Source organism: Nocardia panacis (genome assembly GCF_003598715.1).
GTDB classification, from domain to species: domain Bacteria; phylum Actinomycetota; class Actinomycetes; order Mycobacteriales; family Mycobacteriaceae; genus Nocardia; species Nocardia panacis.
In genome coordinates this window covers 135,676-148,847 of record NZ_QZFU01000036.1, presented here as the reverse complement: position 1 = coordinate 148,847, position 13,172 = coordinate 135,676, and the positions used below count along the sequence as shown (strand labels likewise).

At 67.0% G+C, this 13,172-nt stretch carries 13 protein-coding genes; 9 read left to right on the top strand and 4 right to left on the bottom strand.

What is annotated here, in order from left to right; genetic code table 11:
* The first annotated feature begins 49 nt into the window (after positions 1–49).
* The gene (locus D5S18_RS26290; protein WP_239004011.1) at positions 50–1,219 is read left to right on the top strand and encodes a serine hydrolase domain-containing protein; all 1,170 of its coding nucleotides are present in this window, start codon (positions 50–52) and stop codon (positions 1,217–1,219) included.
* Positions 1,220–1,325: 106 nt separating this feature from the next.
* On the opposite strand, the gene D5S18_RS26285 is transcribed toward D5S18_RS26290, so the two are convergent.
* The 3 genes from D5S18_RS26285 to D5S18_RS26275 form a co-directional block, all read right to left on the bottom strand.
* Positions 1,326–1,868, bottom strand: a complete 543-nt coding sequence (locus D5S18_RS26285) for a DUF642 domain-containing protein (protein WP_120043771.1) — start codon at positions 1,866–1,868, stop codon at positions 1,326–1,328.
* A 97-nt stretch (positions 1,869–1,965) separates the two neighbouring features.
* Positions 1,966–2,355, bottom strand: a complete 390-nt coding sequence (locus D5S18_RS26280; RefSeq protein WP_120043770.1) for a hypothetical protein — start codon at positions 2,353–2,355, stop codon at positions 1,966–1,968.
* Between the two features lie 199 nt (positions 2,356–2,554).
* The gene (locus D5S18_RS26275) at positions 2,555–3,235 is read right to left on the bottom strand and encodes a TetR/AcrR family transcriptional regulator (protein ID WP_120043769.1); all 681 of its coding nucleotides are present in this window, start codon (positions 3,233–3,235) and stop codon (positions 2,555–2,557) included.
* 133 nt (positions 3,236–3,368) lie between these two features.
* On the opposite strand from D5S18_RS26275, the gene D5S18_RS26270 reads away from it, so the two are divergent.
* A complete protein-coding gene (locus D5S18_RS26270; RefSeq protein WP_120043768.1) occupies positions 3,369–4,298 on the top strand; it encodes a zinc-binding dehydrogenase in 930 nt (309 codons plus the stop codon).
* 130 nt (positions 4,299–4,428) lie between these two features.
* Positions 4,429–6,018, top strand: a complete 1,590-nt coding sequence (locus tag D5S18_RS26265) for a carboxylesterase/lipase family protein (RefSeq protein WP_120043767.1) — start codon at positions 4,429–4,431, stop codon at positions 6,016–6,018.
* On the opposite strand, the gene D5S18_RS26260 is transcribed toward D5S18_RS26265, so the two are convergent.
* The gene (locus D5S18_RS26260) at positions 5,972–6,865 is read right to left on the bottom strand and encodes a P1 family peptidase (RefSeq protein WP_120043766.1); all 894 of its coding nucleotides are present in this window, start codon (positions 6,863–6,865) and stop codon (positions 5,972–5,974) included. The genes D5S18_RS26265 and D5S18_RS26260 overlap by 47 nt on opposite strands.
* 202 nt (positions 6,866–7,067) lie before the next feature.
* Here D5S18_RS26260 and D5S18_RS26255 point away from each other — a divergent pair, with 202 nt between their 5' ends.
* From D5S18_RS26255 to D5S18_RS26230, 6 genes are all read left to right on the top strand, one after another.
* Positions 7,068–8,588, top strand: coding sequence for an ABC transporter substrate-binding protein (locus tag D5S18_RS26255; RefSeq protein ID WP_120044072.1), 1,521 nt, complete (start codon positions 7,068–7,070; stop codon positions 8,586–8,588).
* Positions 8,589–8,608: 20 nt separating this feature from the next.
* Positions 8,609–9,559, top strand: coding sequence for an ABC transporter permease (locus D5S18_RS26250; RefSeq protein ID WP_120043765.1), 951 nt, complete (start codon positions 8,609–8,611; stop codon positions 9,557–9,559).
* Positions 9,556–10,419 (top strand): ABC transporter permease, encoded by an 864-nt coding sequence (locus D5S18_RS26245; protein WP_239004010.1) that lies wholly within the window; start codon positions 9,556–9,558, stop codon positions 10,417–10,419. Before D5S18_RS26250 ends, D5S18_RS26245 begins: the two co-directional genes overlap by 4 nt.
* Positions 10,416–11,240 carry an ATP-binding cassette domain-containing protein gene (locus D5S18_RS26240; protein ID WP_120043764.1) on the top strand — a complete coding sequence of 275 codons (825 nt, stop codon included), beginning with the start codon at positions 10,416–10,418 and terminating at the stop codon, positions 11,238–11,240. The genes D5S18_RS26245 and D5S18_RS26240 overlap by 4 nt, the downstream gene beginning before the upstream one ends.
* Positions 11,237–12,010, top strand: a complete 774-nt coding sequence (locus D5S18_RS26235; RefSeq protein WP_120043763.1) for an ABC transporter ATP-binding protein — start codon at positions 11,237–11,239, stop codon at positions 12,008–12,010. Before D5S18_RS26240 ends, D5S18_RS26235 begins: the two co-directional genes overlap by 4 nt.
* 250 nt (positions 12,011–12,260) lie before the next feature.
* Positions 12,261–13,073 carry an arginase family protein gene (locus tag D5S18_RS26230; RefSeq protein ID WP_120043762.1) on the top strand — a complete coding sequence of 271 codons (813 nt, stop codon included), beginning with the start codon at positions 12,261–12,263 and terminating at the stop codon, positions 13,071–13,073.
* Positions 13,074–13,172: the final 99 nt, after the last annotated feature.

Here is a 13,172-nt window from a genome sequence, read left to right as displayed (position 1 = left end):
ACCGCGCGCCACCTCTACTGTTTCCTCAATGAAGAGAAGGTGTAATACGTTGTCCAACAACGTTGTTCGAGGCGCGTGCGCGAGGGTGGCGGTGCTGGTCCTGGCCGCCGCGCTGGTCGGGGCCTGCGGCTCCGACCAGACCGATTCCGCGAAATCGACCGCCGCGCAACCGACCTCGGCCGAGGAGCCCGCCGCGCTGGCGGCGGCGCTGGAACGCCTGGTCGGCGCCGACCAGGTGCCGGGCACCCAGGCGGTGCTCACCAATGGCGACAAGGTGCGCGAATACAACCACGGTATCGGGGATGCGGTATCGGGCAAGCCGTTCCCGGCCGATGCGCGGGTGCGCATCGGCAGCAACACCAAGACCTTCGTGGCCGTGGTGGCGCTGCAGTTGGTCGCCGAGGGCAAACTGGAACTCGACGCACCGATCGAGCAGTATCTGCCCGGTGTGGTGCGCGGTGTCGGCTACGACGCGAACAAGATCACGGTGCGAAATCTGCTGCAGCACACCAGTGGAATCCCGGATTACTCGAAGGAACCCGAATTCGACAAAGAGGATTCGATCCGCAAGATCTTCCAGCCGAACGAGCTGGTGCGGATGTCATGGACCAGACACCCCGCCAACTTTCCCCCCGGCGAGAGGTTCTCCTACAGCAACACCAACTACGTTCTCATCGGCATGATCATCGAGAAACTGACCGGGCAGAGCCTCGCGTCCGAGATCAAGCGCCGCATCGCCGAACCACTCGGCCTGACCGCGACCTTCCTGCCCGCACCGGAGCAAACCGATATCCCCGGCCCGCACCCGCAGGGATACGCCCTGGTCGAAGACAAGTCGCTGAATCTCACCGACCAGAACACCACGTGGGCCGGGGCAGCGGGCGCGATGATCTCCACCGGCCGAGAACTGAACCGCTTCTTCCTCGCACTGCTCAATGGCAAGCTGTTGCCGGCACCGCAGCTCGCCGAGATGCAACGCACCGTCCCGGCCGATGAGATCAACCCTGGTTGGCAGTACGGTCTCGGTCTGGCCCGCATCACCAGCTCCTGCGGCAAGGAGGTCTGGGGTCACGGCGGCTCCATCGTGGGCTTCCGAACCCGCACCGGCTACACGAAATCCGGCGAGGCCGTCACCGTCGCCGTCAACCAATACCCCACCGCCCCCACCATCCAGACCGACATGATCGCGGCCGTCGACGCAGCCCTCTGCGCGTCCTGAGTCATCGCCCGCCCACCCCGCATCGAGTGGGGTGGGTCGCGGCGACCCCCGGTAGAGCAGCTTTCGCTGCAGATCCCGGGCGGGCAGCCGATATCGCGAGTATTCGCTACTCGGCTGCCTTGCCCACGACCTGATAGATCAGCGGGCCGCAGGCTTTGCTGGTCCGGCCCTGGAATTGGATCGTGTAGGAACCCGCGTCCCGCACCTCGAACCACAGTGGATTCGGGGCCGTGGCGAAGGACTTGCTGTGGGGTTGGTAGCTGCGGGAGATGATCTCCTTCTGGTCGGAGTCCAGCACGACGACGTCGTACTCCTGCGAGCCCTGTCCTTGGCATTCCGGATCGGTGTTGATGCTGTGCTTCCAGGTGATCTCGACCTTGCGGCCCTGCGGAGCCGAAAACTCTTGAGTGAGGGTCGCGGAGCCGATATCGAGCGCCTGATGTTTTTCCTCGGTGAGTTTGCGGCCGTACAGAACTGCTGTGCCCTCTACTTGCCACTGTCCGAGATTCTCCGGACCCTTGATCACCCGATAGGGTTTCGCTTCCGAATCCCCGATGGCAGGGTTGTTGAATTCACCGTCCTGGATGAAGTTCGCGATGAACTCCTGCTTGCGTGCCTGCGTGGCGGTGCCGCCGGATTGCTTGGTCATGCCGTTCTCCTTTCCGACCCGGCTGTGGGCATGCCCACGCCGGGTCGCTTGATCGCCATGGAAACGACTGGAACGCAACCCTCCTGAATGATCTGTCTCAGCCTTTGAGGGTGAGCGAGGCGTGGGACGTCGCCCCTTGGTAGTCGGGGTCTCCGTCGAAGATCGCGGTGTAGCCTTCCAGCAGTGCCGAAACCCAGGTAAATGGGTTGGCGGCGTTGCTGCCCGAGTCGTATTCGGCGTTCCCCTCCGGATCGGTGACCGCCGTGCCGTGGACCTTCTTGGAATGTCCGGGACAGAACTTGATGGTCTTGCCCTCGATGGGACTTCCGTCCGTTTCGGTCAGCCTGGCGTTGGCAGTCACCGAAATGAGGCCACCGTCAAGGATCAGGCTGGCTTCGCCGTCTTCTGCCACGAGCTTGACGGCTGTTCGTCCGCGTTTCGCCGTTTTGGTGCCTTGGCTGCTCACATTGGGATCGATGATGGGCATGGACTTCCCTTTCGGTTCGTACGAACCGGGATTGTCGACTCCGGAGCGTTTCCCTGACACATCGGATACGTTCTCGCGACTCGCATGCCTCCAGCGAGCAGACTGCGGCTCAATTGTCCAGGTCACGCAAGTCGCCGACCTGAAGATAGCTATTAGCCGATCGAGTCAGGTGCTCCACCGATTTTCTGCCCAAATTATTCTACTCCGGTCGATTCGGAACCGTCTGGTGCGCGATCGAATTCGATTCGACCGGTACCGGTGCCGGAACCATGGTGAGCGCGTCGGGTATGGCATCGAACACCACACGCATATGAGCGGCGAGTGTGGCCGCGTCAAGGTCGCCGGGATCGGCGATCCAGTTGTCGATAGCGCAATGGAAGGCGGCGACGACGATATCGAGCGCGAGGCGGGGACGCTGATCGGTGCGCGGATCGATGGCGTAGCGGGCGCGGAGTGTGTCGAGGGAATCGCGAATTGTGTTGTCGCAGAATTGGAGGTTGTTCGCGCTCATCGATGGTGTGCTTCGGGCGAGGCGGTGGCTGCGTGCGGCTCGCGGCGCCCAGTCCTGTGGCATCAGAGCCAATGCCGCCAGCAGACTGTTCTGCAGCGTCAGGCGCAATGGCTCGGTGCCGGCGTCGCGCCGGCTCAGCTCGGTCGGGAAGGCGGTCCACAGATCCCGCAGCGGTGCCATGGCGACGTCTTCCTTGCTGGTGAAGTTGCGGAAGAACGTGCGTTTGGAGATATCGACCGTGTCGCAGAGTTCGTCGAGGGTCGTGTTGTCGAAGCCGCGCTCGGTGAACAGGTCGAGTGCGGTGTCTATCAGCGCTTGCCGAGCGCGCTGCTTCTTGCGTTCGCGCAGGGGCGCCCGTGCGTCGGTCATGTTGACAGACTAGCAACCGGACGCCCCCGCTTGCCTATCGCCTCTTGACAGCAGTTGCCACTGGGTGGCATTTTGGACCCCGCGCCCGGCAGCGGAGCGCGACAGGGTTTTGCTACTCGAAAGGTGTTGTGGCATGCGCGCATTGGTCGTGGACCACGCAGTCGCGGCTGGATTGCGGATCGGTGAGGTGCCGGATCCGGAGCCGACGCCACATCAGGCGGTGGTTCGGGTGACCGCGACCTCGCTCAACAATGGGGAGCTTCGATACGGGGTTGCCGAGGCGGCCGAAGGCTCGGTATTGGGTTGGGATGCGGCGGGGGTCGTCGAGCGCGCGGCCGCGGACGGCTCCGGCCCGCCGGTGGGGACACCGGTGGTCACGCTCGGCTGGGACGGTGCGTGGGCGGAGCTGCGCGCGGTCGACACCGACCTCATCGGCGTGATTCCGGCCGGCGCGGACCCTGGCGCGATAAGTACGGTTCCGGTCGCGGGTGCGAGTGCCCTGCGCTCGCTGCGCCGACTCGGATCCCTGCTGGGGCAGCGGGTTCTGATCACGGGAGCGACCGGCGGCACCGGTCGCTACGCGGTGCAACTCGCCCATCTCGCCGGTGCGCATGTCATCGCCTCGACCGGGGATCCCGCGACACATGCGCGCGGTCTGCGCGAACTCGGCGCCGACGAGGTCATCGGTGATCTCGCCGACCTGGACGCGACTGTCGACGGTGTGATCGATCTGGTGGGTGGCCCCGTTCTCGTCGACGCCTACCAAAACCTGTCCGAGGGCGGAACTCTCGTCGCGGTCGGTCACGTCGCGGGTGCGGGCGAGGTGTTCCCGTTCGGAGCGTTCTTCGGTGATCAGGGCCGCCACGATCGTTCAATCGTCACCTTCTTCCTCCTGGCCTGCAAGGATCTCGCCCCCGACCTGACCTGGTTGGCCGAGCGAGTCGCGGCGGGCGCCCTGGACCCGAATATCGTCTGGCGGGGCGACTGGACGCGCGTCGGCGAAGCGGCCGACGCGCTGCTGAACCGCCGCCTGCACGGCAAGGCGGTCCTGGAGTTGCCTTGACTTTGTGCGCGGTTGCGACAGCGCCGGCGGCGCAACAGGTTCCGCGCAAAAGGCGGGTAAGGCGCACATCGCGCGTTTCGAGATATCCAAGATCATCGACGTTAGGGTCGTGGCGAGTGAAAGAGGCGTCATGACAGTTGACCGAAGAAAATGGGGAGTGCTCGCTGTTCTCGTGGGGTTGCTGGTGGGGGCGCCGGGGGTGGCGCAGGCCGGTGCGGATCCGGGGGACGAAGTCGTGGTTCAGACTGATTCCGGACCCGTGCGTGGCGTGAATGCGGTGGGGTACAGGCTTTTTCAAGGTATTCCCTACGCTGCGGCTCCCGTCGGTGCGGCGCGATGGGAGCCGCCGCGACCCCCGGCTCACTGGGTGGAGCCGAGAGAGGCGAGCACGCCCGGCGATCGGTGTCCCCAACGGGCGGGGCAGATCACCCAGCCGAGTGTTTCGGAAGACTGCCTCTCTCTGAATGTCACCGCGCCGCATGACCAAACGCCCCGCCCGGTGCTGGTGTGGGTGCACGGTGGCTCCTTCATCGCCGGTGCCGGGGCCGACTTCGACGCGCGGCGGCTCAGCACTCTCGCCGACGCTGTCGTGGTGACATTCAACTATCGGCTCGGTGTGTTCGGTTTTCTGGCCCACCCAGACCTCGGTCGATCGAGCGATATCGCGTTGCAGGATCAGCAGGCGGCGTTGCGGTGGGTGCGGCGCAATGTGGCGGCATTCGGGGGCGACCCCGGCAATGTCACTTTGTTCGGTGAGTCGGCGGGTGGTCGTTCCGTCTGTGCCCATGTGGTTTCGCCGTCCTCGGCCGGGCTGTTCGACAAGGTGATTCTGCAAAGCGGTGGCTGCCTGAAGGACTGGCCGAAGAACGGGATCGGTCCGGGGTCGCGGGCCGGGTCCTCGTGGGTGTCGCGTGCGAGCGCCGAGCAGGTCGGCGTCGGATTGGCGACCGAACTCGGTTGCACCGGTGCGGAAGCGGCGGCGTGTCTGCGCGGTAAATCCGTCGCGGAGTTGCTCGCGGCCGGAGCCAAGCTCAAATGGAGCCCGATCTACGGGAACAGCGTGCTGCCGGAGAACCCGGTCACGGTATTGCACGAGCACCGCTTCAATCAGGTGCCTGTGCTGTCGGGCAACACATTGGACGAGGACCGACTCAACGTCAGTGGCGCCTACCCACAGGGCATTTCGGCGGATCGTTACCGCGAACTGCTACAAGACTCCTTCGGTGGCGATGCGGACCGGGTTGCCGATACCTACCCATTGGATGCCTTCGGCACCCCCACACTCGCGTGGGCAACCCTCACCACCGACCGGGTATTCGTGTGTAACACGTTGACCGCCAACCGCTTACTGGCCGATCGTGTACCCACCTTCGCGTATGAATTCGCCGACCGGGAAGCACCTGTCGTCTTCGCCGATCCCGCCGGGATCCCACCGGGCGCCTACCATGCTTCGGAGCTGGCATACCTCTTCGATCTGGCGGGGGTGTCCGCGAAACTCACGCCGGATCAAGAACGCCTCGCCGAGGCGATGATTCGTTCGTGGGGGCGCTTCGCCGCGACAGGCGATCCGAACGGACCCGGCCTGCCCCAATGGCCTGCGCTGCGCCCCGACGCCGCCGTGCCGTATGTGCAGGCATTCGCTCCCGGCGACGGTGGTATTCGGGCAGTCGACCTCAGTCGGGAGCACCACTGCGATCTGTGGAACAGCGTGGGCTCGTAGACGATCGGATGGCGTCGGTCACCGCGGCCAATGCCATCAGCCGCACCACGTCGACATTGGTGTCGACCGTTCCTGTCGCGGCGGTGATGAATCCGTCGCCGTCGAAGCGGGAATGCGGTGGGGTGAGCGCGCGGGACAGGCCGTCGTGCGCGCCTTGAGCGAGGATGTGCGCGCCCATCTTGTCCAGCCGGGCATTGGTGACGACGACGCCGATCGTGGTGTGCGTGCGGACCGGAGTGTCCTCGGGGTGCAGCTGTGCGACCGCGTCCAGGGTGATCTCGGCCGTCCCGTCGTCGATATCGCCGAAGGCGTTCACCACGCACAGCGCCCCGACGACCAGCTCGCCGAGTCTGCGCTGTGCCCAGCCGACGCCGCCGGGACGGCGGCCTGCCGGGCCGCGCCACTGCGAGGTGTAGGCGCCCGCGCCTGCCCCGACACGGCCGGTGACCACCGCGTCCGCTGTCGCGGCCATGGCCGCCTGATACCCGTGTTCGGCGGTGGGTCGCGCGGCCGGGTCGCCCGCGCCGAGATCGAAGATCGCCATGGTCGGGACGATCGGCACCGGGCCGGCCGGCGTCGGCACGCCGCGCCCGCGCTCCTCCAGGAAGCGCATGACGCCGTCGGCCGCCGCGAGTCCGAACGCGGAACCGCCGGTCAGCACCGCCGCGTCGGCGAACGGGACGGTCTTGTCGGGGGACAGCGCCGCCAGCTCGCGGCACGCCGGAGCGCCGCCCCGCACCTCGCACGACGCGGTGGCGCCCGGCGGGAAGAGGACGACGGTGCACCCTGTCTCGCCGATCGGATCGGACCAGTGCCCGATCCCGACCCCTGGAATATCGATCGACATACCTGTCCTCGAAATCGGTGACGGCCCACGGTAGCCGACCGATGGCGCGCCCGGTTCCCCCCGTTCGGGGGGATGTTCGCGGCCGTGAACCACCCCTAGGGTTTTCACATCGATATGGGCGCCGCTAGCGGCGACCGGGTCCGGGCTGGTCGACAGGGTGGTGGAGCGGTTGCAACGAGGTCATCGGGTCGGATTGGCGCTCATGACGATCGGCGTGCTGGCCGTCTCGGCGTGCGGCTCCGGCGCCGGGTCCGACGGCAAGAGTGTCGCCGTCGCGACGCAGCAGGCGACGCCACCGGACAGCGCGCTGAACCTGGATGCCACGGTGCATGTGCGGCTGGCCGTCGAGCCGACGAGCCTGAACCCGTTCACCACCGCGGGCGTCGCCGTCGATCAGATCCTGCTGGACAACGTGTATCAGGGCCTGGTCGGGATCGATACCGACGCGCGGGACCGGATCGTGCCGCAACTGGCCACCGCGTGGGAGCAGACGCCCGACGGGTTGACCTACACCTTCCACCTCGCGCCGAAAGCCGCGTTCCACGACGGTTCGGCGTTGACCGCCGCCGATGTGGTGTGGTCGCTGCAGCAGCAGATCGCGCCCGGATCGAAAGCGTTGCGCGCGAGCTCCTTCGGCGCGGTGTCGGAGGTGGTGGCCCCCGATCCCGCGACGGTCGTGATTCGTTTGCGTCAGCGCGACACCATGCTGCTGTGGAATCTGGCGCAGCGCGGCGGCATCGTCTACAAGAGCGGCACCGACTTCGCCGCGCTGGACGGCACGGAGAACGGCTCCGGCCCGTTCCGGATCAGCCAGTGGAATCGGGGCTCCACACTCACTTTGGGCCGGGTCCCGAACTATTGGGGCAGTGCGCCGAAGGTGGCCGGTGTGGTCTTCCACATCATCGTCGACACCACGGCGGCGAACAATGCGGAGCTGACCGGGCAGACCGATATCGAGGTCGCGACCGATCCGACCCTGCTGAGCACCTTCGCCGACACCGGCCGTTTCACCGTGTTGCGCGGCACCTCGACCGACAAATACACGTTGGCGTTCAACGAGACTCGTCCGGCACTGTCGAATCCGCAGGTGCGCCGGGCCATTCGGCAGGCGATCGACAAGGATGCCCTCATCACGGCGTTCGGCGGCGGGACGCGCATCGGCAGCCCGGTGCCGGTGCAGGATCCGTGGTACGCCGACCTGACCTCGATCGACGCCTACAATCCCGATAGTGCGCGAAAGCTGTTGGCAGCAGCCGGATTCGGGTCCGGGTTGCAGCTCGGTCTCGAAGTGCCGAATCACTATCCGACGGCGCTGAGCGATATCCTGGTCTCGGACCTGCGGGCCGTCGGTGTCACGGTGACGGTCCATCCGATGGAGTTCCAGACCTGGTTGTCGAAGGTGTATCGCAATCACGACTACGACCTGAGTCTGGTGGATCACGCGGAGGCGCGGGATCTGAATATCTATGCCCAGCCGGGGTACTACTTCGGCTACGAAAGCACGCAGGTCCAGCAGTGGTATCAGCAGGCGCTCACCGCCGAGTCCGACAGTGCGCGCGACGGTCTGCTGCAGCAGGCGGCGCGCCGGATCGCCGAGGACGCCCCGTGCGACTGGTTGTTCCTCGGTGAGGGAAACACCGTGATCCGCAAGGGTGTGTTCGGGGTTCCGCAGCACGAGACCAGCAACCGCCTTCCGGCGACCCGGCTGGCCGTGACCAAATGAGCCAAGTGACGGGGTGAGCCGTGCTGTGGTATTCGCTGCGGCGGGTCGGCCTGCTGGTGCTGTCGATGCTGGTCGCCGGGGTGCTGATCTTCGGCATGTTGCGGCTGCTGCCGGGTGATGTCGCGACCACCATCGGCGGCATCCACGCGACACCGGCGCAGTTGGCGGCGATCCGGGCCGATCTCGGTCTGAATCGGTCGCTGCCGGAACAGTATCTGTCCTGGATCGCGGGTGTGGCGCGCGGCGATTTCGGTCACTCGCAGTTGAATGGGACCTCCGTCGGCGCCGAGCTGTCGCAGAAGATGGCCGTCACCGGACCGTTGATCCTCGGCGGGCTGCTGGTCGCGATCGGTTTCGCGGTCCCGCTCGGGACGTGGGCGGCGGTGCGGCACCGCACCAGGGCGGGCGGCCTGGCGAATGCCCTGTCGCAGTTGGGTATCGCCGTTCCGAGCCTCTGGCTGGCCATGCTGTTGACCTTGGTGTTCGCGGTCGAACTGCCATGGCTTCCGGCGCAGGGTTTTCCGGCCGATCGGTGGGCGCAGCCTGCGACCGCGCTGCGCAGCCTGGTGTTGCCGTGTCTCACACTGGGATTGACCGAAGGCGCGGTGCTGTTTCGATTCGTGCGGTCGGCAATCCTCGGTGTCCTGCACTCGGAGTACTTGAGAACCGCGCGGTCCAAGGGCCTGCCGTTGCGTCAAGCCTTGGTGCGGCACGGGTTTCGCAATGCCGCACTGCCGGTCGTCTCCGTGTTGGGTTTGCAGGCGGCGACTTTGATCGTCGGGGCCGTCGTGGTGGAGCGGGTGTTCACCCTGCCGGGGGTGGGCAGCATGCTGCTGACCGATGTCGCGAACCGCGATCTGGTGAAGGTGCAGGGCGAGATGCTGCTGCTCGTCACCGCCGTGCTGGTGATCGGTTTCGTGGTCGACCTGATCCACCGGCTGATCGACCCCAGATTGGAGTCGCGATTGTGAACGGGCGTCATCGATTCCGCAGGTTCGCGCCGGTGCTGCGCAGGCCCGGCGGTCTGTTCGGAGTCGCCGCGGTGACCGCTCTGGTGGTGGCGGGCGGGGTGTCGGCGTGGTGGACGCCGCACGACCCGCTCGCGACCGATCCGCGGCAGGCCTGGCTGTTGCCGCTGCGCGGCGGACATCTGCTCGGGACCGACCGGGTCGGGCACGATGTCTTCAGCCAGTTGCTGGCGGGCGCGTGGCAGACGCTCGTGGTGGCGGTCCTGGTGGCCGTCATCGCCGGGACACTCGGCCTGACCTTGGCGCTGGCCGCGAATTCCGTGCTGCCCCCGGTCGCCGCGCCCGCCGCCGAACTCATCGGTGTCGGCGTCGCGTTTCCGGCGTTGCTGCTGGCGATGATCCTGGTGGCGGTCTACGGCGGGTCGCTGTTGACGGTGGCGCTGGCGATCGGCATCAGTTCGGGGATGGCGGTCGCGCGCGTGATGCGCGCCGAGGTGGCGCGGGTGCTCGCCAGTGATTACGTGTTGGCGGCCAGGGCGGCGGGCGCCTCGGCCGCGCGCATCGCCCGCACCCATGTCCTACCGGGCATCCGGCCGACGCTGATCGTGCAATTGTCGACCATGATGGCGCTGGCCGTGCTGGCCGAAGCCGCGCTGACCTACCTGGGCTACGGCAGTTCGCCGTCGGCGCCGTCCTGGGGCAGCATCCTGCGCGAGCAGCAGGAGTACATCCGGATCCGTCCGCTGCTGGTGATCTGGCCGGGGTTGGCGGTCGCGGGCACGGTGCTCGGATTCAATCTGCTGGGTGACGCCCTGCGCGCGGCGTTCGATGTGCGGCTGCGCGAGGACGCGAGGTCGCGATGACCCGACTGCTCGAGGTCACCGGCTTGCGGGTCCGGCTCGGCGGACGAATCGTGTTGGACGGCATCGATATCGGCATCGACGCGGGCGAGCGGGTCGGCGTGATCGGGGCCTCGGGGTCCGGGAAGTCGATGCTCGCGCTGGCGGTTTCGGGCCTGCTGCCCGCGCAGGCCACGGTCAGCGGCAGTGTGCGCTTCGGCGGTGTCGAACTGCTCGGCGCGGACGAGCGGGAACTGTCGGCGATTCGCGGCAGGCGACTGGGGATGGTGTTCCAGGAGCCGCGCTCGGCGCTGAATCCGCTGATGCGCGTCGGCAAGCAACTGTCCGAGCCGCTGCGCCTGCACGCGGGCCTCGGTCGCAAGGCCGCCCACGGGGCGGCGGTCGCTCTGGCGGCGCGGGTGGGGCTGCCGTCGCCGGAGACGATCGTGCGGGCCTATCCGCATCAATTGTCGGGAGGTCAGTTGCAGCGGGTCTGTGTGGCGATGGCGCTGGCGGCGCGACCCGACCTGCTGATCGCGGACGAACCGACCACCGCGCTGGATGCGTTGGTGCAGAACGAGGTTCTCGGCGTCATCGACGATCTGGTGGACGACCAGGGCGCCGCGTTGCTGTTCATCACCCACGATCTGGCGGTGCTGGCCCGGATGGCCCGCCGGGTGCTGGTGGTGCACGAGGGACGGATCGTCGAGGACGCGGATCTGCTAGCGGGCCTGACGCGCTCCGCGCAGCCCGTGACGCGGCGACTGCTGCAACAGGCGGCCGCGACGACCTTCCGGCGCGCTTCGGTCCTACCGCTCGGCCCGGATTCGGAGGCGTCGCGGTGACCCTGCTCGAGGCAACGGCACTGAACCGATCGTTCAGGTTGCCGCGCAAAGGATTCCGATCGAACCGGCCGGTTCTCGCCGCGGTCCGCGATGTCGGCCTGACCCTGTCGGAGGGGGAGCATCTGGGCATCGTCGGCGGGTCCGGGGCGGGCAAGTCCACCCTGCTGCGGCTGCTGCTCGCGCTGGACCGGCCCGACAGCGGGGTGGTGCGCTATCGGGGCAGGGTGGTCGCGGGCCGGGATCTGACCTGGTTCCGGCGCGAGGTCCAGGTGGTGCTGCAGGATCCGCTGGCATCATTGAATCCGCAACTGCTGGTGGGGCATTCGATCCGCGAGCCGCTGCGCTGCCTGCGGGTGCCCGGCGAGCACGGGCCGCGGGTGGCCGAACTCTTGACGGCCGTGGGTCTTGAGCCCGACGCGGCAGGCCGATATCCGCACGAATTCTCGGGCGGGCAGCGGCAGCGGATCGCGATCGCCCGCGCGCTGGCGCCGCGGCCCAAGGTCCTGGTGGGTGACGAGCCGTTCTCGGCGCTGGACACCGCGACCAGGGCGCAGATCGTGGAGTTGCTGCGCGACCTGGTGGCCCGGTTCGGGCTGTCGCTGGTGCTGGTGTCGCACGATCCGGCGGTCGTGCAGTCGCTGTGCAACCGGGTGCTGGTGTTGGACAACGGTCGAGTCGTCGAGCACGGCGAGACGGGCCGGGTATTCGGCGATCCGCGGCATCCGTACACGCGGGCATTGCTGGATGCCGTTCCCACGCTGCCGTTTTGACGACTTCGTAATCTCCACCCGGTCGGGGGGATGTCCGCCGAATTCGACGCAAGTAGAGTTCGGTTGTGGATCGGGGGAGGAAGCATTCGGGGACTATCGGTATCCAGAGGCTAGTGCGGTCATCGACTCGAGGGGGTCGGAATAATTGATCGGGCAGGCGAATTCTCGGCTCGGGTGTGAGCCAGGGACCTTCTTCCGGTTACCGCGCCGGGAGATTCAGCAGCTGCTTGACGAGGACTGCGCGGACGTGATGATCCTGGGCGTCCCCCTCGACGGTGACCCCCGGCATCGCAGCGGAGCCCAATTCGGCCCGGCGGCCGTGCGCGCGGCCAGTGCCTGCGCCGGATACGCGGGCCGGGTGCGCGATCTGGTGATCGACGAGACGGTGTCGGTGGTGGACGGCGGTGATGTCGATATCGCGCCGGGACAGCACGCTCAAATACTGGACTGTATCGAGAAGCACCTCGATCGACTGCACAGCGCGGCGATACTTCCGGTGCTCATCGGCGGGGATCACAGCCTCGCCGTGGCCGAATTGCGCTCGGCGGCAAAACAACACGGCCCCTTGTCGCTCATCAGGTTCGCCGCGCACAGCCGATTCGAGCCCGCCGTCATCCGGCACGCGATCGACCACGGTCTCATCGATCCGGACACCAGCGTGCAGATCGGTGTCCGAGGCGAGGGCATGAACTGCTTCGGCATTCCGGTTCTGAGCACCGACGAGGCGCTGGATCTCGGCCCGTCCGGGGTCGCGCGCACCATCGCCTCGGTGGTGGGGGATCGGCCCGCGGCGATGTCGTTCGGGGTCGACTTCGTCGATCCCGCGTTCGCGCCGGGGACCTCGCTGCCCGAGGTCGGCGGCCCCTCGTCGGCGTTCGCGCTGGCCACGCTGCGCATGATGCGGCCGCCGAATCTGAAAACGCTATCGCTGGTGGAGATCTCGCCGCCCTACGATCATGCCGACATCACCGCCCATCTGGGTGCGACGATCCTGCTGGCGCTGCTGGGGCTGACGGCGGACAGCAAACGCTGCCGGATCGGGCAGTTTCCGGGCGTCAACTAACTGGTGCGCCCCGAGTTCCCCCCGTGCGGGGGGATGTCGGGGTTCGTGCCAATGCTTAGTCTCGATACTGATATTGCGGAACTCGCGAGTATCGGAATG

Excerpts from the sequence above, each read along its gene's own strand:
- D5S18_RS26275 (WP_120043769.1), bottom strand. The coding sequence starts at position 3,235 with ATGACCGACGCACGGGCGCCCCTGCGCGAACGCAAGAAGCAGCGCGCT.
- D5S18_RS26280 (WP_120043770.1), bottom strand. The coding sequence starts at position 2,355 with ATGCCCATCATCGATCCCAATGTGAGCAGCCAAGGCACCAAAACGGCG.
- D5S18_RS26255 (WP_120044072.1), top strand. The coding sequence starts at position 7,068 with ATGACGATCGGCGTGCTGGCCGTCTCGGCGTGCGGCTCCGGCGCCGGG.
- D5S18_RS26285 (WP_120043771.1), bottom strand. The coding sequence starts at position 1,868 with ATGACCAAGCAATCCGGCGGCACCGCCACGCAGGCACGCAAGCAGGAG.
- D5S18_RS26265 (WP_120043767.1), top strand. The coding sequence starts at position 4,429 with ATGACAGTTGACCGAAGAAAATGGGGAGTGCTCGCTGTTCTCGTGGGG.
- D5S18_RS26240 (WP_120043764.1), top strand. The coding sequence starts at position 10,416 with ATGACCCGACTGCTCGAGGTCACCGGCTTGCGGGTCCGGCTCGGCGGA.
- D5S18_RS26260 (WP_120043766.1), bottom strand. The coding sequence starts at position 6,865 with ATGTCGATCGATATTCCAGGGGTCGGGATCGGGCACTGGTCCGATCCG.
- D5S18_RS26230 (WP_120043762.1), top strand. The coding sequence starts at position 12,261 with ATGATCCTGGGCGTCCCCCTCGACGGTGACCCCCGGCATCGCAGCGGA.
- D5S18_RS26270 (WP_120043768.1), top strand. The coding sequence starts at position 3,369 with ATGCGCGCATTGGTCGTGGACCACGCAGTCGCGGCTGGATTGCGGATC.